Source organism: Calditrichota bacterium, from assembly GCA_020637445.1.
Lineage (GTDB): Bacteria > Electryoneota > RPQS01 > RPQS01 > RPQS01 > JABWCQ01.
On record JACJVZ010000001.1, the window covers coordinates 1,617,588 to 1,641,274 of the forward strand.

The window sequence follows — 23,687 nt, forward strand, 5'->3', positions numbered from 1 at the left end:
AGCAAAGTTACATATGCGACGCGACGGATTTCAGGGAAACGAAAGACGGTGATTGCGAGTCGAACATCTTTCCGCGCAGCCACGTGTGACTGTAGCGCTCCAGTTGTCCGATAAATTTCTGACCGTTGGACAACCAAGCCAACGGTTTCTTGGTATGCTGCGAGATTGTGACCAGCGCACCGGGCTGCTGCGACTCGTCCAAACGTGTCAAGCTCATATGCGTGACGCCGACTTGTTGAAAGAGTCTGGCTACGGCGGCTTGCTCCGCAACGCGAGTCGTAGAATTCAGCACGAGATGGGTCTCGTCGGGATCGAGTGCGTCCAGCAACTCCGAAAGATCATTCAGACGTTGGTCTTCGCCGGGCGAACATCCGGGCGAATCGATAAGGATGATCTGCGAGCCGGACAGTTTGTTCAGTGCGGTCGCGACGTCCTTGGGCTGATAGACGATTTCAATTTGAAGCCCGGAAACGCGGGCAAATGTCTTCAACTGCTCGATAGCCGCAAGTCTGTGAGTATCGAGCGAAATCAAACCAATCTTGAGCTTGCCATAGCCTTGCGGGTCGGTCGCGAGCTTTTGGAGCAGCGAGGTCTTGCCCGCACCGGGAGCTCCGACCAAGGCAATCTTGTAGGGTTTGCCGTTGCGAGCCGTGATTTTATTGGCGGCTGGCGGGGCAATTTGTCCCATCTTTGCTATAACAAATGTGGAAATATCTTCCCGTGACAAAAGGGCTTCCGGACCAAGCTGTACCAGCGCTTCGGCAGTCAGGTCGGTGGCCAGCTCTTTTTCGATACCGGCGGATGTCATCTCGGTCAGTGACTGAGACAGCTTCTCGGGCATTGTAGGCAAGTTATTGTACTTAAAGTGCTTAACTATCTCTGACAACTGATCGCGCAAAGCCGAGACTTCCGATCTCAAAAGCGCGATTTCATACGTTTGGCCAGAAGACTGGCGGTTTTTGTTATCATCTTTAGTCTGCACATCAAGTTCATTGGCAAACTCGGTGCCACTTTCAAGCTCTACTTTAAGTTCGCGAGAGTCAGCGGCGGTTACTTCAACAAATTCACGCCCTCCCAAACCGAAAGAACTCTCGGTGGTCTTCTTTTCTGATTTGAGGATGACGGCTCCTTCGCCCAGCTCTTGCTTAATTTTGTTGAGAGCTTCGGTGAAGCTGCGGGCGGTAAATGTGCGGGTATTCATGGTGCGTTATCCTTCAATCTTCACGATGCCCATGGGCTGTATTCTCGTTGCGGGCGGCAACTCAGCCGTTGATAATACAATCAAGCTGGGCTGATCCACTTCAAGCAGTTTCTTGATAAAGGCTCTCGTTCCGGGAGCTGTAACGACAATGGGTTGGAAGCCTCGGTTGAGCATTCCTTGAGCAAGTTGCTTCAACGTACCGATCAACCGCTGGGTAACGGCGGTCGGTAATGCGAACTCGCTGCCTTCTTTGGCGGCGCTTCTGAGTCCGTCGGCGATCATTTGCTCGAGTTTCGGCTCCATTGTAAGTGCGGACAACATGCCCGGTTCGTCTTCATATTTTTCGGCGATAGCCTTGGAAAGCGCCGAGCGAACTGCTTCGGTGAGGTATTCCGGATCTTTGGTCATCGGCGCGTAGTCGGCCAACGTCTCGAGAATCGTCGCCATGTCTCGAATCGGCAGACCTTCACGCAAGAGGTTTTGCAGAACCTTTTGAACCTGCCCGATACCAAGCTGACCGGGGATGATTTCTTCGACGACGGCTTTGTGCGTCCGTTTGACGGCGTCGAGCAGCTCTTGCACGAGTTCACGCGACATCAAGCGGTAGCCTTCGACTTTCAGGAGTTCCGAAAGGTGCGTTGAGATCACGGCGGCAGGTTCGACCACTGTATAGCCGCGGGATTGCGCGAGCTCTTTTTGCTCGCGCGAAATCCAAATTGCAGGCAAACCGAAACTCGGGTCCTTAGTCGGAATACCCTCCACCTTCAATCCGCCTTCGCCACCGGAGAGCGCCATCAACATACCCGGACGCACCTCTCCCCTGCTCGCTTCACTTCCGCGAATACGAATGATGTAGACATTTGGCGCGAGCTGCGTATTGTCGCGAATGCGCACGGGCGGAATTACGAAACCGGAATCGGCGGCCATTTGTTTGCGCAAAACCGTGATGCGGTCGAGCAAATCACCACCGGGACCGCCTTCCACGAGCGGGATCAAACCGTAGCCGATTTGCACTTCGAGCGGATCTACCAGCACATAGTCTTCGAGGCGATCCTGCGGTTTCTGGACGGCAGTCTTGGCAGTTTCGGCTTCTTGCTTTACTTCTTTTTTACGTGATTCACTCACGCGACCAAGCGCAAACGTCGAAGCGGCCAAGATGAGGAACGGAACGGTCGGCAAGCCGGGAGTGAAAGCGAACAACGCGAGCACGCCGGACGATATGAACAACGCGCGCGGATAACCCATCAATTGTCCCGTGATATCGGAACCGAGGTTGCCTTCCGTCGCGGCACGTGTGACGATGATACCGCTGGCGACGGAAATCAGAAGTGCGGGGATTTGTGAAACGAGTCCGTCACCGACCGTGAGAATCGTGAACGAAGAAGCAGAATCTTGCCACGAAAGCCCCATTTGCACCATGCCGACGCCGAATCCGCCGAGTATGTTTATCGCCGTGATCAACAGACCCGCGACGGCATCTCCACGCACGAACTTGGAAGCACCGTCCATTGCGCCGTAGAAATCCGCTTCGCGCGAAATCTTTTCACGGCGTTTGCGGGCTTCCGCCTCGTCAATCATGCCTTGATTAAGATCCGCATCGATTGCCATCTGCTTACCGGGCATAGCGTCCAAGGTAAAACGCGCGGCGACTTCGGCGATACGTCCGGAACCTTTGGTGATAACAATCAAGTTGATAATGACAAGAACAATAAAGATGACGAGACCGACGAAATAATTTCCCCCGACGACAAAGTTTCCGAACGCCGTGATGATAGATCCGGCATTGCCTTGTCCCAGAATCAGTCTCGTACTCGCAATGTTCAACGCCAAACGGAACAGCGTGACGACCAAAAGCAATCCGGGAAAAACGGAGAACTTTAGCGGTTCTTCGACATAGAGCGCAGTAAGCAGAATCGCCAAGGACAAAGAAATCGAACATGCCAGCGCGATGTCCAGCATGTACGTCGGAATCGGAATGATCATGACGACGACAATCGCGACCAGCGCGAGCGCCATAATCACGTCACTTTGTTTCAGCAGGCCGCCGAGGGTTCCCCCTTTGCGGGCTTTCGCGGTATTAGTTGCTGCGGCGGTACTCATTTATCCTTACGCCACTCCGAAGAATTTGTTCTTGATTCGATATACGTAGGCCAGCACCTCGGCGACCGCTTTATAGAGGTCTACCGGGATTTCCATTCCGATGTCGACGGATTTGAAGAGAATTCGGGCCAAAGGCTTGTTTTCAACAATTGGGACTCCGTGCTCGGCCGCGATTTCCTTGATGCGCTCGGCGACTTTGCGCGCACCTTTGGCGACGACGATTGGAGCGGAGTTCTTTTCACGGTCATACTTGATTGCTACTGCGATGTGCGTCGGGTTGGTGATGACTACGTCGGCATCAGGAACGTTTTTCATCATTCGCTTTAGAGTCGACTTGATCATCAACTCGCGAATCTTTCCCTTGACTTTCGGATCGCCTTCCTGCTGTTTCGCTTCTTCCTTGACTTCTTCCTTGCTCATTTTCAGAGATTGCTCGTGATCGTATCTCTGGTAGGCGAAGTCGGCAAAACCGATCAACATAAGCGCAAGAGCGGCATAGATAAACAAGTTGTCCAGCAAACGGCCGATTTCGCCAATAACCTGATCGGTCGGCATATAAAAGAGCCACGGTGCTTGCAGGGCCGACGCTTTGATCGCGAAATAAAGAGCGAGTCCGACAAAGGTGAGCTTCAACAGGCTTTTACCGAGTTCTACCAACGCGCGGACGGAAAAGAACCGTTTGAAACCTGACAGCGGGTTCAGGCGGTTCCACTGCGGCGCGGCAGCCTTCCACGACACCTTGAAACCCACTTGAGAAATATTCACGACCAATCCGATGACCAGAATCGACAGTAGGAACGGAAAGATCACTTTGCCAACGACTGTGATTTCTTGTTGAAATATCGAAATGCCTTGACCATTCTCAAACCTTAATGAACCGGATCGGCGAATCATATCTTTCAGCATTTCGCCGAGTCCGTTGATAATACCGGAACCCAGCACTGAAAGCGAGATGGCCGCTCCGAGCAGCAGGACGGCCGAATTCAGATCTTGAGACCGCGCGACCGAACCCTTTTCACGCGCCTGCTGCCGGCGCCGTGGAGTAGGTTTTTCAGTTTTTGAATCGCGATCAAACATGCATCAGCTTCCTGCTAAGACTCTCAAGAAACCGGGAAGTTCAATTGCGAAATCCCGGTATTGGTTCGCAAAGATACTCGCAATCGTACCGGCAGTCAGCGCGGCAAACATCAACGTGATACCGATCTTCATAGGAAATCCCAGCACGAACACGTTCATGGTCGGCGCCACGCGAGTTAATATGCCCAGGGCGACGTCGCTCAAGAAAAGCGTAACCATCATCGGGGCGGCGAGTTGCACGCCATGCGAAAGAACGATTCCGGCCTGCGAAACGGACCATTCTGCGAGCTTTCCGTCAAGTGACAACGATCCGACAGCAATCGTGTCAAAACTGGCGCGCAAAGTCTGCAAGAGCATCAAATGCCCGTTAATGGAAAGAAACACCAGAATGGCCATAAGCTCGTAGACTTGCGTCAGCACATCGGACTGCCCTTCAATATTCGGATCAATAGTCGCGACAATCGACAATCCTGATTGCAGACCGAGAATGCGTCCGCAGATTTCAATCGCGTAGAAAATGAATTGACCGGCAAATCCCATCAGCAGCCCGCACACCGTTTCCGACATTCCCATCAACAAATAGTCCGCAATCGTACCGGTTTTTGCGACTGTGGTTAGCGGCACACTTGGTGCAATCAGGAATGTCAAAGCCAATGCAAGTCCCGCTTTTAGCATGGCCGGGACGGCCTTATGCTTAAAAATAGGCAGCACAGCAAGGGCCGCCGAAATCCGGACAAAGATCAGAACAAAATGTTCAACGGACGATATGCCAACCGGCAGATCCATATCAACTATAGAGCTTCGAGTGACTGAACCTGCTCACGAAGGGACTCTTCGATGTTCTCCGTGAATTCTTCGAGCTTACCGTCTTCAAGCGGCAGCACAACACTGAAATCCGCCGCGAGTGCCGGAGATTCTCCGCCGCCATTTCCGAGTTTCAGAGTTCGCACGACGTGGTCGGCATAGCCTACGAGAGCAGCAATCTGTTTGTGATTGGTCGCTCGCGCCGGCGCGTGATGAAAGCCGATAGTCTCCTGCAAGACTTCGGGTAGAGACCAACGCGACGCGAGGAAATAGCCGATTTCAGCGTGGTCCACACCCAGCACCGCAGTCTCCGCATCCAACATGGACGCGTTATGTCTATCCATGAGGGAAACGACGCGTTGGAAATCTTCGTGCATGTGCTGGTCCATGACAATTTTTCCAATGTCATGAATCAGGCCGGCGGAAAACGCGACTTCAGGATCAGCAAGCCGGAGTTCCTTGCACAACTCGCGGGCCGCACAGGCCGTCGCGAGAGAATGAACCCACAGTTCTTTGATCGAAAACGAACCGACACGCACCTCTTGATCAAAAAGATCCAAGACGGACGTGGACAGAACGAGATTTCTTAAGTTGGAGACACCAAGGAAAATTACGGACTGCTGCACGCTGGTCATCGTTCCGCGAATTCCGTAGTAAGGAGAATTGACCAGTTTTAGCAAACGTGTCGCGATGGCGGGATCTTTCTCGACCGTGTCCGAGATGCTTTTTGGCGACACCTCGGAATCATTTGAAAGCTCAAGAACTTTGGCGGCGACTTCCGGCAACGAAGGCAGAGTCTTCAGATCGCGGAGTGTTTGCAACACTTCTTCACGTGATTTCATTTTGCGATACTCGGGATAAGTGCGAATATGTATTGCATGAAGTCCACCAACTTGGCGGCCATCCACTGCATGAACACAAGCAGAGCAAGCGCCGTCACGACAATCTTTGGCACGAACGCGAGCGTCATTTCATTGATTTGGGTCACGGCTTGAAAGATCGAGACCGCGACACCGACAATCATACCCGCTAAAAGCATAGGCGCGCAAACTACCAGAGCCGTGGACAGCGCGTGGCTTGTCAAGTACGCGGCGAGTTCTTGAGTCATCTTAGTCCTTAGTGAAAACTCTGTACGAGAGATTGTACCAGCAAATACCAGCCGTCAACCATTACGAAGAGCAAAATCTTGAACGGCAAGCTAACGGTAACAGGCGGCAGCATCATCATACCCATTGCGAGCAGTACCGACGAAACAACCATGTCAATAATCAGGAACGGAAGATAAATCGCAAATCCGATCTGGAAGGCGATGCGCAGTTCGCTGACGACATACGCGGGAAGCAGAACGGACATTGTGATTTCGGACGCGTTCGTCGGCGCGGCGTCGTTCGCCATCTGTGAGAAGAGCGCAAGGTCTTTTTCGCGAACTTGCTTCATCATGAATTCCTTAAATGGCTTGGCCGCCAATTCCCATGCCGCCTTCTGCTCAACTTCGCCGCGCAGATACGGCTGCAAAGCATTCGTATTCGCTTCGTTGATCGCGGGCGACATGATGTAGAAAGACAGAATCAGAGCAAGCCCGACCATCAATTGCGCGGGCGGCACTTGCGCCGCGCCCATCGCTTGGCGCAAGAAGTGAAAGACGACGATGATGCGGGTGAAGCTCGTCATCATCAGGACCAACGCGGGCGCAAGCGCCAGCATCGTCATCAAACCGACGATTTGCAGCGTCGTCACGGTTTTCGCCGGATCGGGGCTGCTGTCCATTTGAATTGAAACCGTCGGTAACGTTTGCGCCAGAAGAGCAGGCGCGAACATCAACACGGACAGAATAATGAAAGAGCGTTTCACTGCCCGCGGGTCCTCTTCAAAACGTCCGCAAACGAACTTCCGGATTTTGACGCCAGGGCATTCGCAACAAGTTTGCAATCTTCCTCGCCGTCAATTTCCATGAGCGGTGTCATAGTTTCTTTAGTCATTCCGACCAGCAAAAGTTTTGTGCCGACTTCAAGAACGACCACTTGGCGTCCGGGACCAAGCATGCGCGATCCCAGCATGCGCCAACCCTCCTGCTCTTTGCCCGTCGGCGAACCTGTCGGAAGGTATTTGCGATAGGCCCATGCCAGTACGAAAATCAATCCGATTACAAAGGCCAACGCGGCAAACGTTCTTAGGACGTCAACACCCATGTTTAGTTCTTGCTGCTCGCGAAACGCTCTTCGGGATTAATCAGGTCCGTGATACGAACCGCGAAGTTCTCTTCGATAACAACGACTTCGCCGCGTGCGAAGCGCTTGTTGTTGACGTATAGATCGACCGGTTCGCCGGAGAGTTTGTCCAGCTCAACGACCGATCCCGGCGACAGTTTTACGATGTCGCGAATCAGCATATGCGTGCGTCCGAGTTCGATTGAGATCGGAAGCTCGATATCCATAACTAAACTCATTTCCTTCTTGACCGAAGGATCGATCACGTCGGCACCTTGTTCGCCTTTGGCGCTCTTCTTCGGCTCCGTGCGCGGAGGGAAGAGAGCATCAATCAGCTCGTTGCTCGTGACTTTGACAATCGTAACATTCGGATTGGGTCCAAGACTCAATACGCTGACCGTCCACGAACCAACGAAGTCCGCGGGCGACATATCAATCAAAACCGCTTTGGCTTCTTCGGCCAACTGATGGGGGCCGCCTGCCTTTGCGACGTCGCCGAAGTAGCCGCTCACGGTTTCCTTAAACAAGTCGCGAATCGTTTCGAGGTGCTCTTCGGGGATGAACTCGGCGTTGCCTTCTCCCATGTTAACCAGATCGGCGATGGTTGCCGCCGCTTCCTTGGTCATGAAGAAGTGGGTTTTGCCGAGCGACATATCCACGGTCGAAATCGTGCACATGACGACTTCACCGGGCAGATATGCCTTGACTTCCTTGAAGTCAAAGGCAAACGGACCGTCGAGAACTACTTCGAGCTGACGTTCAATGAACGATCCAAGGCTCTTTCGGAACTGTTCCGAAAAGTGTCGTTCCGCTTTGACGCGCGAGTCTTCTGTTACGGCATTATGAAAGACTTCACTCATGGACGATTTCCTCCTGATCAGAGATTACTCGCGTGATGCGAATGGCTTGTTGATGTTTGGCGTTGCCCGGTTCGGCCCAAAACTTCACTTTCTTGTCAACCCAGACTTTCACGGGGTCGTCCGTCCTCTGGTCGAGCAGCAGGACGTCGCCGATCTTGAGGGACAAGTAGTCGTACATGTTGAGCATGGTCGAGCCCAGTTGTGCGCGGACGGGCAATTTGCTAAGCCGCACGCGTTCAACGAGCTCATTTTTTTCTTCGGGCCTAATCTGCTTCGTGCTCATGTTCGTCCAACCGGTCGTCAGGTTGGTCATCATGGGTTCGAGCACGAAATACGGGAAACAGAGATTCATGGGATACGTGAAATCGCGGACGACGATTTCGCAGGAAATCACGACGGCCGATTCGGACGCGGGCGCGATCTGAACGAACTGCGGATTTGCCTCGTAGGATTCGACGTAGAGCGACATCGGCTGAACCGATCGCCACGCGTCGGAAAGTGAAGCGAGTCCGGATTCAATGACACGGCGCAGGATCGTCTGCTCGATGATCGTCATTTCGCGCATGATTTCCTGACGCGAACCAAGTCCGCCCAGCAATCTGTCCACAACCAACAGTGAGAACTGCGGGGAGACTTCCAGAATGATGGAACCTTTCAATTGGTTCGAGGAAATGATGTACAAACATGACGGCACGGACAACGAAAGCATGTATTCCGAATACGCGGCTTGATCGATCGACAGCAAGTTGATGTCTACGAGCGTGCGGAGAGTTCCCGAAAGATAAGTGCCGAAGGCGCACGCGAAACTGTCGTGAATAGTACGAAGCGCGCGAAGCTGGTCTTTTGAAATGCGGTCCGGGTGTTTGAAGTCGTAGAGGTGTATCGGCTTCTCACCGGCTCCCGGAGCAGCTTCAATTGAATCGCCGGACGCAACGTTGCGGAGCAGCGAATCAATTTCTTCTTGTGTGAGGATTTTGCTCATGATTGCCTATTGCAGGACGTAGGTTGAGAAGACAACACCCGTGACGGGTTCTTCCTTGACCAAACCGTTAATCGTGGCAACCAACTCGGAGCGCAGTGAGTCACGGTATCCGATGCTGGCGAGCTGGTCCAGCGACTTGGAAGAAAGCAGTGTGATTGCCGCATCACGAATAATCGGCATTTGCGCCGCAACGGTTTCTTCGAGTTTGGGATCTTTGAGAGTCAGGCCGACGACCGTCGAGAGAAAGCGACGTCCACCGGTCCCGGCGGGGTTGACGATAATTTCGTCGAGCAATGCGATGCTGCCGCCCGCGGATTCTCCATGTCCGCCCTCTTCGCCGGCTTCTTCACCGTGTCCGCCTTCTTCTTCGGCGACTTGTTCGGTATCCGAATGTTGGTCCGGAAAGAAGATCGTCTTTTGGATGAAGTAAGCGGCGGCAGTTTGCGCGATGAGAATCCCGGCGATGATGAGATATTTCATCAACGGGGACTTTTTCTTCGGCTCCGCCTGCTCTTCGGCAGCTTCTGGTTGCTTGGGTTTTTCTTTTGCCATCTCTCACCTTTTTTGAGGCAATGATGTGGTAAGTCCATTGGGGTCGGACTAACCGGTGAAGACGGCGACGGTCAGTGGAAGAAAGAAAGGAACAGACAGTCAAGCGATGCGGATCGGTGCGGCGCGCCCGGGGGCGGGCGCGCCGCTATCCGCTTAGATTACCGCTTGAGCTGGGTGACTTCGTTCAAGAGTTGGTCGGCAACCGTGATGACACGGGATGCGGCCTGAAAACCTCTTTGAGCGATAATCATCTCCGTAAACTGCTCCGCCATATCCACCGTGCTCAGTTCGAGGTAGCCCGAGTAGATCTCGTTGACATTTCCCGTGTCAACTCCGATCAGCGGATCACCTGAATTAACCGTCGCACTGTAAATATTCTCACCGGCGAGCGTCAAACCGGACGGGTTTGCGAAGCGGGCCAAAGCAATCTGACCGAGCGTACGCGAAACGCCGTTGGAATAGCTGCCGATGATTTTGCCTGAATTGTCAACCGTAAAGTCGGACAGTACGCCCATGGCATGACCGTCCTGATGCAAAGCAATCGTGGTGGTGGGAGCCGAGAACTGCGTGATGCCGTCAAACGTACCGACCGTTCCGGCATCCAAATCGACGACCAGAGCTTGAGCCTGCGGCGGCGTGAAGGTCAAGGGTCCGCCGTCAAAACTCAGAAGCGAACCGTCGCCGTTGAAGCGCACCGTGCCGAAATTTCCACCTAATCGGTTGTTGATTTCGTCGACGGCACCGTCATCTACGACGGCTTCCCAGTTCCACGTATTTTCCTGCGCCGTGTCCTGCGTGAAGTTCACTTCAACTTTGTGGCGCTCGCCGCGACTGTCATAGACATAGATTGAAGTCGAATGCGAACCGGTCACACCAGTTTCAGTATTCACGAATGTCGGGACAAGCAACGCTGAAGCGTTCGTGCCTTCCAAATCTTCAAACTTAATCGAGATCGTGGTGTCGCTGTTGCCGGCGAGATTATCCTTCAAGACGAGCTTGCCGGTGGCATCGATGGTCAGTCGCGAACCGTTGTCCGATTCGGAATCGAAACCGAGCGACGAATTGAAATGATCGAGCATGTCGCCGATGGTCGTTCCGTCGTTGCCCGCACCGTAGGTGAAAGCCAAGTCAACAGTCGTACCGTCACGTTTCGTGGCCGTCAAACGAATGACGTCGCCGTCATCCAAATCAGCCGTCGTTTGAGCGATGCTGTTCAATTCGGTGTTGCGGGTCGCGGGAACACCATCCACGTTGAACGCGAACGACGCCGCATACGTTTGGTTCTTGGAAGAATTCGCGTCCAAGTTGCAGAAGTAGCTTATTTCAGTCGAAGCCCTAGCAGGGTCCTTTTCACCAAACGGGAGCTTAAGCGGTTCAACCGCGGAAGACGAAATCAACGTGCCGTCCTGATCGGCGAGCCGACCCAAGATGTGCATTCTGCCGCCAGCCGCCAACAGCGATCCGTCCGCGTCGATTTGGAAGTTGCCAGCTCGCGAGAAGAACTGACGCTCTCCGTCGCCCAGAACGAAGAAGCCGTCGCCCTGAATGGCGAGGTCGTTGCGGCTACCCGTGTTTTCGAAGTTTCCTTGTTCGAAGACGCGGTCAATCGAGTTGATGCGAGTACCCAGACCGACTTCGATGGCATTGCTGCCGCCCCGTCCGTCCAGCGGGCCTTCGGCGGGCTTCATCAACTGCGAGAAGCCTGTCGCAAACGAGACACGGCTGCTCTTGAAACCAATGGTGTTCACGTTGGCGAGGTTGTCGCCAATCACGTCCATCTTGGTTTGATGGGTCGACAGACCCGCCACGGCGCTGAAAAGTGATGTCATCATAATTGGTTTTCCCTTTTCCGGGCTTCAATCGATCCGCCCGTTTGGGGGCCTCCTGCAAGAGGACCGGCCCGATTATTGGTTTATGCGATTACTGCACTATCTATTTGAGTGAACACGTGAGAATTCGTCTGCGCCTGTTCGAGTGCGGTGACGACTGTCCGGTTACGGACACTCACGATGAAAGCAAGATTGTCAAGCAGCACTAAGGACGATTCAGATCCTTTGTCGGCCGCGGTGGTCACGCTCTTTTCGAGGCGAGCGACCTGCGGTTCGGTCAGACTGATTTGGCGGTGCTGCAAACGGTTCTGCGCATGTGCCGAAAACTTTACGGGTTGAGAATCCCGGACAGTCTGGTCGAGCAGTTGATCGAACCGATTGTCGGCAACTTTCGGCGCGACCGGCCGCGTGTTGCCGACGGAAGTCGGACTTCCGATCGGTTGGATTTGCTGCAAGCGAGTCAGCAGGCTATCGACGGAACTCATTTTGTCAGCCTTGATACGTTGCAGTTTGAGAATCAGATGACGACTCGCCTTCGGCGGCCATCACGGACATAATGTCGCCCAAGAGTAACTGTTGCCCGTTCACGGTCAGCGTAACTTGTCCGCCTTCGTAATTGATTGCGGTCACGATGCCTTCGACATAGGTCGTTGCAGACACGTCGGTTCCGTTCGCGTCCGAGGCAGACACAGCAAACGAATAGTCTCCGGCGGGTACGCGGTTGCCGGCATCGTCAAGTCCATCCCAATAGACAGCACCGTCTCCTGCTTCGCGCGCGTTGGCGTCGATCGTGCGAATGATGTTACCGTCCGAATCTTGAACTTGAACGGAAACGTCTGTAGCGGCGGATGCCAAAGAGAATCTCAAATCCGCACCGGTTCCGTCGACGCTGACTGTGTTATTTTGCGCGCGAACGGTTTTTCCAACCAACGCGGCGGCCAGATTGCCGTTGATCGATTGAGTCATCAACAAATTCATGTTGATGGATTCTTCGAGGGACGACTGAATGCCTTGCAGTTCCTGAACGGACGAGAACGACGCAAGCTGCGCGGCGTATTCGTGGCCTTGCAGCGGGTTCATCGGGTCTTGCGCTTTCAATTGCGCCATCAGCATTTGCAGGAAATCAATCTGGTCGAGCGTTTCCTGCCGCGAGCTGATTTGATCCGTGGATGGAATATTGAATGTGCTGGTGGTTGCTGCGACTTCCATCTTACGACTCCATTTCGAAGAGTTGCAGAAAAGCCTTTGTTGGCTCATGAGTCATGAGGTACTTGCACAAGGCATAAACGGTCTTGCTGACGTCTTTGCGCTTCTGACATTCCACACATGCGACTGTGTAGATGCGTTTGCCCGTGCGGGATTTTCCGGCCTCAACGGGTCGGAATTTCTTGCTGCCGCAGGCGCAGAGTGGCATATTTGGGGACATCGTGCTCATGGTTCAACTCCCATAAAGCAAAGCATAGGCCAACCGGCAGCTCCACCTCAAGGAATTGTCAATACTCACTTTAAGTATTCTAAAACCGATGCTTTTCGGAATCTGCGAGGCAACTTTAGCCTATGCAGTCCAAACGTGTTGGCCAGAATTGGTCGGGCGAGCGGCAGGCTGGAAAGAATCAGCCATTTCTATGGTCTGTCCGGTCAGGGACGACTCGGAACGCATTGACCGTGAAGTTTGGCTGTCTTGGGAGGATGTGTTGGAACCGGTCAAACCGGAATTCGGGTTGCCGTTGGAGCGCGGAGACAGATCAAGCTGCTCGACGGGATAGCCTTGGTCGCGCAGCCATTGAGTGAGATAGGGCTTCTGGTCTTCGAGCAGCGCCAGTGCTTTGTGATCGGCACCGATGCGGATTGAGATTTTCTCGGTTTCCCGCACGACGTCGATGTCCATCGTTCCCAATTCGCCGAGAGGTACAGACAGCCTCAGTTCGTTGGGTTCCACGAGTCGTTTGCGCGACATATCAAGGGCCTGCTGCAGCGCGGCTTTCAGAGATTCGTTCAGCGCGTGCTGCTGCATGCTCTGAGTGCGTGCGGACGAAGTATGCTGTATATTCTGCGGCGAACTCTCGACGATTGGTTTGAAACCTGCTTGCGAATGATCGCGCTCGGTATTTTGAGACGAAGCATCCCCACCATTTTGATTTGTGGACTGCGGACTTCTTTCCGCCTCATTTGCATTCACGGCTTGCACGGGCCGTTCGGCCTTGGGCTCTGGCTTCGCGGACGAACTTGAATCGTTGCGAACAGACTGCGCGAACGGCTGCGGTTGCGCAAACAGCGGAACTATCGTGCGTGAGTCAGGTGAGACATTCGGAGTCGCGATCTGCACCGCATCGCGGACGAGTGCAGGCGCAGGAGCGCGCAGATTATTCAGCGTATTCTTGGTAACATTGCGGGCCTCAGGGCTGGTGGACTCAAGCGGCGCCGTATTTTGTTTTGGCAAGTCAGCAGGCTTAGTCTCGGTCACAATGTTTTCACTTTTGCTGACGGTGTTCACATTCTTGGGCAGCGGCGCAAAAGAAACATTGTTTCTATTTTCGCCCTTTTGTGAATCAACGGAAACCTTCTGCATATCCATTCGCGGAGTTTCCGCATTCTCGCGGATATCCGTGTTCTTGGGAACAATGGTTTCCATTGCTTTCGCAGCACGCGAAGTGACCGGCAGCGGAGCTTGCTTGGTTTCGCTTGAATTTGCAGTGGCCGATATGACTGGTTCCGCATATTTTGTTGTGGGGCCAGATAACGGAGCTTTGTTCAACATTGAAGTTGGCGACGTGTTTCTGACTTCCCTTGCCGTGGGACTCACTTTTGCGCTGACGTCGCTTTTGTCATTCAAAAGAATTTCTGTTGCCTCTTCGGAACCCGCAAACATATGTTCCAAACTTGTGTGGTTCTCTTTTGGAGTAGCCGTCTTAACGGGTTTCAGGGAAGAAATGGAATGTAGGGCAGAGTTAGCGGAACTCTTTGAATTCACCACTGGCTCACTGGCCGCATTATTGACTGACTGCTTGCTTTCGGATGCGGGTGGGCTGTGCACCTCCGATTTCGCAGCAAGTTTTGCAGCAGCAGTTTCGGGAACGCGAATAGCTTCAATTGGCTTTTGCACGTGTGTGGAGACAACTTTGTATTGAGGAGCAGCCTTACCAATACCATACTCACTGCTCTCATGCGTGGTTTCAATACCTCGAGCGACTTCAGGTTCGGATAAGAGTTCCGGCGCATCGTTCGCAATAGGCATCTTTGGTACGGAGACTGCCGGCAACTCGCTCGTCTTCGTGGTTGGCGCAATTACTTCTTGATTATGCTTCGCACCATCCCTGTCTTTTGAGTCAAGCAACACGGTATGTGCAACACGGCTTTGTGAGTTCTGAGTGGCACGATTGTACCGAAGCGCATCAATTTTAGTGTCCGATTCCACTTCGTTGGAAACAACTGCATTGCCTGCATTCGCGGAAGTTTGTTGCGGAGCACGTGAGTCTTTGGGAACAAACTTGTAGCCCAGAACTTCCTTAGGCGACATCATCTCAGAAGACTCGTTTTGCTCGTTAGTCACGATTCGGACGACATCACCCTTCTTCTCGGTTGCATGTACGAGTGGTGCAGGTTCGACCAACGGTTGAGCAGGCAACTTCACCGGCGGTTGCCCGGCACGCGCGAAACTTCGTGCTTCGCGAGTATCATTTGTTACCTTGGGCTGCGAGTTTCCTTTCCGATCGATGGGTGCTGTTGTAGCAATTTGGTTGTCCGAGGATACTCGAGTCTCTTCTAAAACTGGCTTTTGAGTTTCGACCCTGCTTGCCTGAACACTCTGCTTAGTTTCCGTCTTGACCTCAGCAAGATGCTCCAGTACAACCTCACCTGTCTGGCTGTTCTGTTTTTCAGGTTGACTCAGCTTTTGATTCACGGACTTTGCCTGGGACTGTCGCGCGGGAACTTCCTTGCGGTCGCTCGCACGAACTGAGCTTGCACCAATCTCAGGTTTCGTAACAGGCCGCTCGTTAGGTTCCAGTTGAGAATCCGCTATATAAGTTCCGTCACTTTCCGGCGTCGTTGCACGGTTGGTGTAATGCTCAACAACTTCATCAACAATATTTCGATGGCTGGTTGGAGTCCACGGTCGTGCTTGGTGTGTTGCCGGCGCTTTGCCATCCTTGGTCGCAACAACTTTCTCAGGAGTCACAGGCGTTGTGAACGCACTTGTTCTGTCCCGAACGGGTTCGGTTGCAGTTGTTTTGGTGTTTTCGGATGCCGCGCTTTTCGGAGTGTCGCCCAATATCTTTGCGTGCGAATTGTTGAGCGTGTTTTGATCTTTTGGCCGAACCGTTGTTGGAGTGCTAAGAGTAAGGTCGCTGTTCGACCTCGCGGTCAAGTCCTTTGCTGTGCTGGGACGATTGGCGCTCGGCACGATCCGCGCGGTTACGCCTTCTGATTTGGCATCGACTTCCGGCAAGACTTGCTCTTTGGACTTCGCCACGTTTACAAAGGTCTCTTTCACAAGGGCATTCTTTGGAAGTGCTTGTGATCGACTTACCTTGTGAGCCACTACTTCAGTACTGTGAACATTGTCTCTCTGTTGCTGCGGCGTCGCTTGGCGGCGAATGTCTTCGCTCCCGTTTTCTGCAACTCTTGGCAGGACCACTTCATGTTCAGAGCTACGGGGTGAAGTCTGCGCCCGCATAGTCTGTTGCGTCGTGACCTCGTTCCGGGTTGCCCGACTACTGGTAGAGTGAACATATCCTCGAGTCACAGTCGGAACTGAGCGGTCGACACGTGTTGCCGGAGCTTTTTCACCAACGTGTTTGCTCTTTGGCAAAACGTTCTCAGCATTGAGTTCAGTTATGCCATGCGGTACACTCTCTTGCACCGTTTTCAGTTGCGGCGTTTGTTGTTCGCTTGGAACCTGTCTTGCAACCTTCGGGGATGCGGACTTCTGTATTGAATCGCCTATTGAGTACGTGCTTTGCCGCGAACTTTGAAATGTCGGACGGGTTGGAGGGAGTTTGTCCTCAACCACGCTCGGATCAGCTTTCTCTGTGCTTGTGAGTATAGAAGCCTTTTCGTTCGCAAGGTCGCCAGTGTGCGCGGGCTTTGAGGTGTTAGTTGGAACACGAGCAGACGAAACGTTTGGTCTCTGCGAGGGAGACTGTTGTTCCGGTTCTTCTTTCGGAGCATTCAACTCGGTCGTCTCATGATGCTCCGGAAGTTTGCTCTTCGGATTTGCCGTTATAAGTGGCTGATGCTTAGACGCTGCTCGCAGCGGAGGTGCTCCCTGCTGCGTTACGTCCTTCTTTTCAAGAGCATTTTGTACTAGTGATGACTTTGCTGCCTGCACAGTGTTCGTCGTGGCCTTTGGTGCATTGCCCATCACTGGCTGAATGTCGGCAACTGACTCCTCTAGTCCAGCTTGATCCGCTGGCGGCAGAGTCGAGAGAATCGCAGGCGCGGCGACTTGACGCGTCTCTGTTCCCGTGATTCGACTCTTTCGGACAGAAACCGGCTCTTTCTTTGGCTCGGACCCCGTGTCCGTTTTCGGGGATTCCTTTTTGTCAGACTTTAACTTGTCTTGCAAGTCCGTATCGGGCTTACTATAGCGTTTCGCAAAAGAAACCGCCGGTTTGGAAACCGGCGGCTTGTTCGAATTCTCTGTCAGAATGGATTTTTTTGAAGGTGGTGCCTTGGACAATTCGCTCGACAAGAGCGACACAAACTCAGAGCCACCTTTCTTGGAGCTCTGAGTCGCGTTCCCGACTGGGAGATTCGCTTTGAACAGCTTGTCGAGTTTTAGATTCATGACGGGTTTTTTGTACCGGACAGTTCTGCCATCTTTGTGGCCACCGACGCCGCAACCGGCACTGGCAAGGAAGCCATCATCTTTGCGCCGCTGCGGCTCTTCATTCGCATCACAAGTTCCACAATGGTATTGGTTGGAAGCCGTTCGGCAATCACCGCGGCTTCGGCAGGTTTCATGCCTTCCAGCACTTTTGCGAGTTTCGCAATCTCCGCAGTTGATTTCGGAGTGTCTTCCAACGCGACCTCCTGATCAAGCACGTTCGGCTCGGAGTCTTGCGGCTGCTCGATTTGAGCTGTTTCCTGCTCGGTATCCATGCCGGTCTGCTCCCCTGAGTCTTCAGCATGCACATCGCCAGAGTGATCTTCGGAGTGGTCGTCGTGCGACTCTTCAGCTAAATCTTGCTGAACCTGTTCTTCATCAGGAGCGTGATCAAATTCCGCGTCCTCATGTATCTCAGGCACGGCTTCTTCGTGAGTCAACGTCGAATCGGCGCCAGCTTCTTCATCATGCGCGACCGGTTCAGGTTGTGTGAACATGAGCAGAAAGTACATGGCCACGTTGATAACGACGAACGTGCCGACATATAAGCCAATTTTGGGTAGCAGTTTCTTCATTTGTGGATCGTGTTAGACTTTCGCGGGTTATCGTCCGCGATTTTCTGCTCTAAACTTATCAGTTCCTTCTGCCATTCTTCGCGCTTCTTGTCCCCGAGTTTGTCGAGACCCAGTGATTTTTGGCGCGCTTCCATGAATTTTAATCGTGCGGCATGCTCGTGCTGCTTATATTCCTTTACAACTCCGGACTGATAGCCGACGATGCGATCGATTCTCTCCAAGTACTTCCAGTCCGTTTGGCGGTCGGCAACGCGGAATTCCTTTTTGAACGTGGCTTCCATTGTGACACATTGGACGTCTCGTTCGTTCGTGAACATCGTCAGTTTTTCCTGCTGTGCCTTGAGCGCCCGCTCCGCCCTCTTTTGTTCGGACAGTCTGAGCGTTTCTTGAATTTTGCGAACCCGCCGCACTCGTTCGAGACTAAAACGGAATTTCTTCACCTATGACACCAGCTCCGCCAAACCGGAGAGCGACTCTTCAAATGAGGACGACTCGTTCATGTCCTGTCGCAGGTAATTGTGAATCGCCGGCAGTTTTTCAATTGCCTGATCCAACAGCGGCATGGCGCCGCGAACGTACGCGCCGATGGAAATCAGGTCTTCGCCTTCCTGATAGGCCGACAGCCATTCTTTGATTTTGGTTACCGCGGCCATATGTTCCCGGGACGTAACCTGCGGCATCACGCGACTGATGCTGTTCAAGACATCAATGGCGGGGAAATGGCCTTTGGCGGCAATCTTTCTTGAAAGCGCGACGTGTCCATCGAGAATACTTCTCATGGTATCGGCGACAGGCTCCATCATATCGTCGCCATCGACCAGTACCGTGTAAATGGCAGTGATAGAACCTTTCTCCGAGTTTCCAGTACGCTCCAACAACTTTGGAAGCGCCGCAAAAACCGAAGGAGGATAACCGCGCGTCGCAACCGGTTCATTGAGTGACAGCCCGACTTCGCGCATGGCGTGACAGACTCGCGTAATGCTGTCCATCATCAACAACACACGCAAACCTTGATCGCGATAGTACTCTGCAATGGCCGTCGCGGCGAGTGCGCCCTTTATTCGCAGCAATGGCCAGCGATCCGATGTTTCACACACGACTACGGAACGCGCCAACCCTTCCGGTCCAAGCGCGTCTTCAATAAAGTCTCTGACCTCACGGCCGCGCTCGCCGACAAGACCTGTGACAATGACGTCGGCGTTTGTGTTGCGTGCCATCATTCCGAGCAAAACACTCTTCCCTACTCCACTGCCGGCAAAAATCCCGACACGTTGTCCTTCTCCGAACGTCAATAGGCCGTCAATCGCGCGCACGCCCATTTGCAACGGAGACTTGACGCGCGGCCTTGTCAACGGATTGGGACTTTCGTTGTTAAGCGGCCGATAGGCGTCGGCAATGATATCACCCTTGCCGTCGATGGGTTCACCCAAACTATTTATTACTCTACCGAGCAGCTTTTTGCCGACCGGAACAAGCTGTTTGCGGCCAAGATCGACCACCTCATCTCCGGGACAAACGCCTGCCAAATCTTCGAGCGCCATGAGCAAAGTCGTGGAGCCGTCGAATCCGACAACTTCCGCCAAACGGTCACCTTGCTCCGTGACGATCTTGCACAAGTGTCCTACGGCGGCACGCGGTCCCTTCGATTCGAGGACGAGGCCGCGAACGCAATTGACGCGACCGACAGCGCGAACCGGAGTGGCTACGTTCAAAACGTCTCGTGCTTGTGCAATGAGGTCATTCACTCGTTCTTACCCAGAGAAATCTCAAGCTGTTGTTTTAGAGTTTCAAGCTGCGTGCTGAGTTTTGCATCCAGCGAACCGATATCTGAGTCGATCAGGCAATCGCCGCGCATCAAACTGTCATCGGGACGCAGCGTCAAGGAAGCTGACGAGGCAAGTTGTTGGGCAACTTCCTGTGCGCGCTCCTGCAATATTGCGAGGTCCTTGGGGTGAACTCGGACGGTCACTTGATTTGCTTCGCCTAATGAACGGAAAGCGTTCTTGACGATTTCCGCAAGCAACTCGGGTTTCACGCTAAGTTCGGCATTCAGGATTCGCTCGGCCATTTGCGTCGCGAGCGCGATCAACTGTGATTCAAGCCGTGCGGCCAAATCGGCACGCTCGGCAGCGAGCATGGTAGCATAGTTTTGCATCAGCTCCAAAGCCGGCGCAAGCTCTTGCTGAGCGCTTTCCCGGCCGATCGCTTTGCCCTGCTCGATACCATCGAGACGGGCGCGCTCAATTTCCGCCGCATGTTTACGTTTTTCCGAGATAGGAATACGCAGCGCGATATTCGAGTCAGCAAGCGACGACTTCATGGACCGCGCGGGGTCCTGCACGATCTCTCGGAAGTAGTTCACGGGGCGGTCGGCGAAGTTTTCGAACTGCGCGGGGCGCACATGTGAATCATCAGATAGTTTTAAGATTCTTCCCATGAATTACTCCACCATCACGTCGCCTTTGGAACTGCTCACGACAACAATCTGACCTTGCTCTTCGAGCTTGCGAATGGAGTCGACGATCTGCTGCTGCGCGACTTCGACTTCCTTCAGACGAACAGGTCCCATGTATTCGATTTCTTCTTGGATTGTCTCGGACGCACGCTCGGACATATTGGCGAGCACGCGGGCCTTGACTTCCGGATTGACGTGCTTAAGAGCCAGCGCAAGGTCTTTGTTGTCGACTTCCTTGAGGACCTTCTGAATCGAGCGGTCGTCAAGCTGCACGATATCTTCAAATACAAACATCAGGTTCTTGATCTCGGTGGCAAGCTCGGGTGCGCGCTCGTTGATTTTCGAAAGAATTGCGCGTTCGCCGGAGGTGCCGACCAAGTTGAGAATTTCCGCAGCGGCCTTTACGCCGCCGAGCTTGCTGGAGCTTTGATTGAAATCGACGCGCGATTCGAGCACGGATTCGACGGCCGAAATCGTTTCGGGCGCGACGCGCTCCATATTCGCGTACCGCATCATCACCTCGGCTTGAAGGTCGGGCGCCAGGTCTGCGAGAATTTGCGCGCTTTGCTGCGGCTGCAACTGGCTCAAGACGAACGCAATAGTCTGCGGATGCTCCTTTTGCATAAAGGCAAGCAGTTGGTTCGGATCGACGTTCTTCAGAACATTGAATCCTTTGACGCGGATCATGCGTTCGATACGGCGGATGATTTCAAGAGCTTTTTCCGGTCCGAGAGACTTATTCAACACTTCTTCCGCATAGGAGATACCGCCGATGGCGACGAACTCCTGCGCGGTCATCATGTGGTAAAATTCCTCGATCACCGAGTTGGCCATCGCTGAATCCACGTTTCGAAGACGCAGCATTTCCTTCGTTATCTCTTCGATTTCGTCTTGCTGCATTCTCTTGTAGAACTCCGCAGAAGCATCCGGACCGATGGAGATCATCAGCACTGCCGCTTTCTGCAAGTTTGACAATTTCGCGGGAGTGTTTTTACTAGTTTGCGCCATCAGCCACCCAGCTTCTTAGAATTTGCGTCGCGTTGTCGGGCTTGTTCATGACAAACTGCACGGTTCGGTTGAGCATCTCTTGTGCGCGAAGAGCTTCAACGGACGGTCCCTCTTCATCCAATTCGATAGTCTGCGGCTGCTCCTTCGACTTGAAGACGACCTTCGGCCCGTCATTTCCCATCACAGCACCGCTTCTTCCGACGGCGCTCATGGAGCCTCCGCTCACAGTGCTATGATCGGAGCTGCCTTGCTGTAGTTGCCCGGACGCGTGACCACCAGCCAGTTGACCGGTGGATGCACCTGCTCCGATTGCCCCGCCCTGTTCGCCCGCGCCAACCATGGCCATCTGCATACCTTGCGGCAAAGCAGGCAACTTGGCGCTCATCTTGTTCATCATCGAGCGGACTGCGAAGAACGCGAGGATGAGGACAACCAACAGAATAATCTTGTCCGCAAATTTCTGCAACAGCGAAAGCCAGTTCGTCGGTAATTCAGGCGCTGTATTTATGGCCTCAGGACTTTCGTTGAACTGAAACGACATCACGGTCAATTCGTCGTTGCGGTTCGGATCGATGCCCAGCGCACTGGATACCATGGCGCGGAACTTTTCAAGTTCTTGCGGAGTGCGCTCAACATAGGTTTGAGTGACATTGCCAAGCGAGTCCGTGCTTGTCTCGTAGTTTCCGTCGATGAGCACGGAGGCCCAAATGCGCTCGATATTGCCGACTTCGGGCACGACTTTTTCTACGGTGCGCGGGACTTGATAGTTGGTAACGAGCTTTTCCGACGTTCCGGCAGTCGCGTCTTCGCTTGTTTGCGATTCTTCGGACAAGGTCGCGACTCGTTCCGGGTCGTAATTTTCGGACGTGCGCTCGATGCGGTTCCAGTTGAGTTTCGCTGTTACTTCAACACGTGCGCGGCCGGGGCCGACGACGTCCATCAAGAGCCCTTCCGCTTTGTCTTCAAGCTCTTTTTCGATCATCGTCTGCATTTCAAGCTGCGTGGACGACAATCCGGCAAGTTCGTCGCGCGGGCCGTTGGTCAGCGGATTTCCCTCCGAGTCGAGAATCGTGACGTGTTCAGGCTCCAATCCTTCGACGGCGTAGGACGTCAAAGCGGCTAAGGCGGCGACTTGTTTTTTACTTAGAGAAAAACCCTGTTTGAGAGTTAAGACGACCGAAGCTGTCGCAGGTTTTTTGTCTTCCTTAAAGAGGCGCTGCTCCGGAATCACAAGATGCACGCGCGCGCCTTCAACGCCTTCGATAGACGTCATGGTGCGTGCAAGTTCTCCTTCGATCGCGCGGCGCTGATTCAATTTTTGAAGCTGGTCCGTCAAACCTAATTGCGGTTTGTCAAAAATCTCGTAGCCCAGCTCGCCGGAATGCGGGATTCCCTTTTCCGCGAATGTCAGGCGCAGCGAGTTGACGTATTGCTGCGGCACTTTGATCGTACCGTCGCTGGTCACTTCAAATTCGATCTTTTCATCGCGCAGTTGGTCCGCGACTGCCGCGGCATCTTTGGATTCGAGACCGTTGTACAGAGTGGCCAGCACAGGCCGAGTGGAATAGGAAATCGCAGCGGCGGAAATCGCGATCACCAGTCCGCCGCCGATAATCATCAGCGCGCGTTGGTTGACGGTTAACCGTTGCCAGAGTTCCTTAAGTGTATCGAGTGGATTGCCCATTTATCCGAAGTGCTTGGAGTGTCAGATTGTTTAGACCGGCGTGCGCATCAGTTCCTGATAACCTTCGAGCGCTTTCTTGCGAATTTCCAGCAGCAACGAAAGCGAGATGGATGCTTCTTCGACGGCGGCCATGACTTCGTGCACGTCTTGAATTTGTCCTGTGGCAAACTGATTGGTCTTGTCGATCGCCTCGAGCTGCGTTTTGTTCACATTGCCGACGAAGTTCGACAGAGTATCGCCGAAAGATTCGCCGTCCGCGACCTTTGGGGTCGGCTGCACGCCGTTCGCAATCGGCGGAATCGGTTTGATGTTGTCAATGCCGTAGATCATGGATTATGCCCTCAAGTCGAGATTTTTGCCGAGTTCTTCGACGGGCCGAAAGGTTTCAAATTCCGCGTGTTTTTGTGCAATCAGTTCCCGCAGTTTCGCTTCCGCGGAATTGCGTTCGCCGTGGGCGTCATGCTGAATCGTGTTGACGCGCTGCTGCGGCAGAATAGGCGGGGTATATCCGGTGCCGATTTTCATC

General features: G+C 53.4%; 24 protein-coding genes. All 24 read right to left on the reverse strand.

The window, feature by feature from the left end; all coding sequences use genetic code 11:
- Positions 1-7 precede the first annotated feature (7 nt).
- On the reverse strand, positions 8-1,201 hold the full coding sequence (locus tag H6507_06860) for a hypothetical protein (protein ID MCB9368806.1): 1,194 nt from the start codon (positions 1,199-1,201) through the stop codon (positions 8-10).
- A gap of 6 nt (positions 1,202-1,207) precedes the next feature.
- Positions 1,208-3,301 (reverse strand): flagellar biosynthesis protein FlhA, encoded by a 2,094-nt coding sequence (flhA, locus tag H6507_06865; protein ID MCB9368807.1) that lies wholly within the window; start codon positions 3,299-3,301, stop codon positions 1,208-1,210.
- A gap of 6 nt (positions 3,302-3,307) precedes the next feature.
- The gene (gene flhB / locus H6507_06870) at positions 3,308-4,378 is read right to left on the reverse strand and encodes a flagellar biosynthesis protein FlhB (protein MCB9368808.1); all 1,071 of its coding nucleotides are present in this window, start codon (positions 4,376-4,378) and stop codon (positions 3,308-3,310) included.
- Positions 4,379-4,381: 3 nt separating this feature from the next.
- Positions 4,382-5,164, reverse strand: coding sequence for a flagellar biosynthetic protein FliR (gene fliR, locus H6507_06875; protein MCB9368809.1), 783 nt, complete (start codon positions 5,162-5,164; stop codon positions 4,382-4,384).
- A gap of 5 nt (positions 5,165-5,169) precedes the next feature.
- Positions 5,170-6,024 (reverse strand): HDOD domain-containing protein, encoded by an 855-nt coding sequence (locus H6507_06880; GenBank protein ID MCB9368810.1) that lies wholly within the window; start codon positions 6,022-6,024, stop codon positions 5,170-5,172.
- Entirely contained in the window at positions 6,021-6,290 is a 270-nt protein-coding gene (gene fliQ / locus H6507_06885; protein MCB9368811.1) for a flagellar biosynthesis protein FliQ, read from the reverse strand. The genes H6507_06880 and fliQ overlap by 4 nt, the downstream gene beginning before the upstream one ends.
- 8 nt (positions 6,291-6,298) lie before the next feature.
- A complete protein-coding gene (fliP, locus tag H6507_06890; protein ID MCB9368812.1) occupies positions 6,299-7,000 on the reverse strand; it encodes a flagellar type III secretion system pore protein FliP in 702 nt (233 codons plus the stop codon).
- Positions 7,001-7,029: 29 nt separating this feature from the next.
- Positions 7,030-7,371 (reverse strand): flagellar biosynthetic protein FliO, encoded by a 342-nt coding sequence (gene fliO, locus H6507_06895; protein ID MCB9368813.1) that lies wholly within the window; start codon positions 7,369-7,371, stop codon positions 7,030-7,032.
- A gap of 2 nt (positions 7,372-7,373) precedes the next feature.
- Entirely contained in the window at positions 7,374-8,249 is an 876-nt protein-coding gene (gene fliN, locus H6507_06900) for a flagellar motor switch protein FliN (GenBank protein MCB9368814.1), read from the reverse strand.
- Complete coding sequence (gene fliM, locus H6507_06905) at positions 8,242-9,231, reverse strand: flagellar motor switch protein FliM (GenBank protein MCB9368815.1); 990 nt, start codon at positions 9,229-9,231, stop codon at positions 8,242-8,244. Before fliM ends, fliN begins: the two co-directional genes overlap by 8 nt.
- A 6-nt stretch (positions 9,232-9,237) precedes the next feature.
- Complete coding sequence (locus tag H6507_06910) at positions 9,238-9,783, reverse strand: flagellar basal body-associated FliL family protein (GenBank protein ID MCB9368816.1); 546 nt, start codon at positions 9,781-9,783, stop codon at positions 9,238-9,240.
- Positions 9,784-9,941: 158 nt separating this feature from the next.
- A complete protein-coding gene (locus tag H6507_06915; protein ID MCB9368817.1) occupies positions 9,942-11,615 on the reverse strand; it encodes a flagellar hook protein FlgE in 1,674 nt (557 codons plus the stop codon).
- Positions 11,616-11,695: 80 nt separating this feature from the next.
- Positions 11,696-12,097 carry a hypothetical protein gene (locus H6507_06920; GenBank protein MCB9368818.1) on the reverse strand — a complete coding sequence of 134 codons (402 nt, stop codon included), beginning with the start codon at positions 12,095-12,097 and terminating at the stop codon, positions 11,696-11,698.
- Between the two features lie 4 nt (positions 12,098-12,101).
- On the reverse strand, positions 12,102-12,821 hold the full coding sequence (locus tag H6507_06925) for a hypothetical protein (protein MCB9368819.1): 720 nt from the start codon (positions 12,819-12,821) through the stop codon (positions 12,102-12,104).
- Position 12,822: 1 nt separating this feature from the next.
- The gene (locus H6507_06930; GenBank protein ID MCB9368820.1) at positions 12,823-13,047 is read right to left on the reverse strand and encodes a hypothetical protein; all 225 of its coding nucleotides are present in this window, start codon (positions 13,045-13,047) and stop codon (positions 12,823-12,825) included.
- A 120-nt stretch (positions 13,048-13,167) separates the two neighbouring features.
- Positions 13,168-17,400: a hypothetical protein gene (locus H6507_06935; protein ID MCB9368821.1), complete on the reverse strand. Its 4,233-nt coding sequence runs from the start codon at positions 17,398-17,400 to the stop codon at positions 13,168-13,170.
- Positions 17,397-18,014 (reverse strand): hypothetical protein, encoded by a 618-nt coding sequence (locus tag H6507_06940; protein ID MCB9368822.1) that lies wholly within the window; start codon positions 18,012-18,014, stop codon positions 17,397-17,399. Before H6507_06940 ends, H6507_06935 begins: the two co-directional genes overlap by 4 nt.
- Positions 18,011-18,454 (reverse strand): flagellar FliJ family protein, encoded by a 444-nt coding sequence (locus H6507_06945; GenBank protein MCB9368823.1) that lies wholly within the window; start codon positions 18,452-18,454, stop codon positions 18,011-18,013. The genes H6507_06940 and H6507_06945 overlap by 4 nt, the downstream gene beginning before the upstream one ends.
- The gene (locus tag H6507_06950) at positions 18,455-19,759 is read right to left on the reverse strand and encodes a FliI/YscN family ATPase (GenBank protein ID MCB9368824.1); all 1,305 of its coding nucleotides are present in this window, start codon (positions 19,757-19,759) and stop codon (positions 18,455-18,457) included.
- Positions 19,756-20,451 (reverse strand): hypothetical protein, encoded by a 696-nt coding sequence (locus tag H6507_06955; protein ID MCB9368825.1) that lies wholly within the window; start codon positions 20,449-20,451, stop codon positions 19,756-19,758. Before H6507_06955 ends, H6507_06950 begins: the two co-directional genes overlap by 4 nt.
- Positions 20,452-20,454: 3 nt before the next feature.
- Positions 20,455-21,477, reverse strand: a complete 1,023-nt coding sequence (fliG, locus tag H6507_06960) for a flagellar motor switch protein FliG (GenBank protein MCB9368826.1) — start codon at positions 21,475-21,477, stop codon at positions 20,455-20,457.
- A complete protein-coding gene (gene fliF, locus H6507_06965) occupies positions 21,464-23,161 on the reverse strand; it encodes a flagellar M-ring protein FliF (GenBank protein MCB9368827.1) in 1,698 nt (565 codons plus the stop codon). The genes fliG and fliF overlap by 14 nt, the downstream gene beginning before the upstream one ends.
- Before the next feature lie 30 nt (positions 23,162-23,191).
- Positions 23,192-23,491 (reverse strand): flagellar hook-basal body complex protein FliE, encoded by a 300-nt coding sequence (gene fliE, locus H6507_06970; GenBank protein MCB9368828.1) that lies wholly within the window; start codon positions 23,489-23,491, stop codon positions 23,192-23,194.
- A 3-nt stretch (positions 23,492-23,494) separates the two neighbouring features.
- Positions 23,495-23,686: a hypothetical protein gene (locus tag H6507_06975; GenBank protein ID MCB9368829.1), complete on the reverse strand. Its 192-nt coding sequence runs from the start codon at positions 23,684-23,686 to the stop codon at positions 23,495-23,497.
- Position 23,687 lies beyond the last annotated feature (1 nt).

What these genes read in the sequence shown, in the direction of transcription:
- H6507_06935 (MCB9368821.1), bottom strand. Translation starts at nt 17,400, where the DNA reads ATGAATCTAAAACTCGACAAGCTGTTCAAAGCGAATCTCCCAGTCGGG.
- H6507_06920 (MCB9368818.1), bottom strand. Translation starts at nt 12,097, where the DNA reads ATGAGTTCCGTCGATAGCCTGCTGACTCGCTTGCAGCAAATCCAACCG.
- H6507_06975 (MCB9368829.1), bottom strand. Translation starts at nt 23,686, where the DNA reads ATGAAAATCGGCACCGGATATACCCCGCCTATTCTGCCGCAGCAGCGC.
- H6507_06860 (MCB9368806.1), bottom strand. Translation starts at nt 1,201, where the DNA reads ATGAATACCCGCACATTTACCGCCCGCAGCTTCACCGAAGCTCTCAAC.
- H6507_06955 (MCB9368825.1), bottom strand. Translation starts at nt 20,451, where the DNA reads ATGGGAAGAATCTTAAAACTATCTGATGATTCACATGTGCGCCCCGCG.
- fliO (MCB9368813.1), bottom strand. Translation starts at nt 7,371, where the DNA reads ATGGGTGTTGACGTCCTAAGAACGTTTGCCGCGTTGGCCTTTGTAATC.
- H6507_06940 (MCB9368822.1), bottom strand. Translation starts at nt 18,014, where the DNA reads ATGAAGAAACTGCTACCCAAAATTGGCTTATATGTCGGCACGTTCGTC.
- fliQ (MCB9368811.1), bottom strand. Translation starts at nt 6,290, where the DNA reads ATGACTCAAGAACTCGCCGCGTACTTGACAAGCCACGCGCTGTCCACG.
- fliR (MCB9368809.1), bottom strand. Translation starts at nt 5,164, where the DNA reads ATGGATCTGCCGGTTGGCATATCGTCCGTTGAACATTTTGTTCTGATC.
- fliP (MCB9368812.1), bottom strand. Translation starts at nt 7,000, where the DNA reads ATGTTCGCGCCTGCTCTTCTGGCGCAAACGTTACCGACGGTTTCAATT.
- H6507_06930 (MCB9368820.1), bottom strand. Translation starts at nt 13,047, where the DNA reads ATGAGCACGATGTCCCCAAATATGCCACTCTGCGCCTGCGGCAGCAAG.
- fliF (MCB9368827.1), bottom strand. Translation starts at nt 23,161, where the DNA reads ATGGGCAATCCACTCGATACACTTAAGGAACTCTGGCAACGGTTAACC.
- fliE (MCB9368828.1), bottom strand. Translation starts at nt 23,491, where the DNA reads ATGATCTACGGCATTGACAACATCAAACCGATTCCGCCGATTGCGAAC.
- fliN (MCB9368814.1), bottom strand. Translation starts at nt 8,249, where the DNA reads ATGAGTGAAGTCTTTCATAATGCCGTAACAGAAGACTCGCGCGTCAAA.
- flhA (MCB9368807.1), bottom strand. Translation starts at nt 3,301, where the DNA reads ATGAGTACCGCCGCAGCAACTAATACCGCGAAAGCCCGCAAAGGGGGA.
- H6507_06925 (MCB9368819.1), bottom strand. Translation starts at nt 12,821, where the DNA reads ATGGAAGTCGCAGCAACCACCAGCACATTCAATATTCCATCCACGGAT.
- flhB (MCB9368808.1), bottom strand. Translation starts at nt 4,378, where the DNA reads ATGTTTGATCGCGATTCAAAAACTGAAAAACCTACTCCACGGCGCCGG.
- H6507_06915 (MCB9368817.1), bottom strand. Translation starts at nt 11,615, where the DNA reads ATGATGACATCACTTTTCAGCGCCGTGGCGGGTCTGTCGACCCATCAA.
- fliM (MCB9368815.1), bottom strand. Translation starts at nt 9,231, where the DNA reads ATGAGCAAAATCCTCACACAAGAAGAAATTGATTCGCTGCTCCGCAAC.
- H6507_06910 (MCB9368816.1), bottom strand. Translation starts at nt 9,783, where the DNA reads ATGGCAAAAGAAAAACCCAAGCAACCAGAAGCTGCCGAAGAGCAGGCG.
- H6507_06880 (MCB9368810.1), bottom strand. Translation starts at nt 6,024, where the DNA reads ATGAAATCACGTGAAGAAGTGTTGCAAACACTCCGCGATCTGAAGACT.
- fliG (MCB9368826.1), bottom strand. Translation starts at nt 21,477, where the DNA reads ATGGCGCAAACTAGTAAAAACACTCCCGCGAAATTGTCAAACTTGCAG.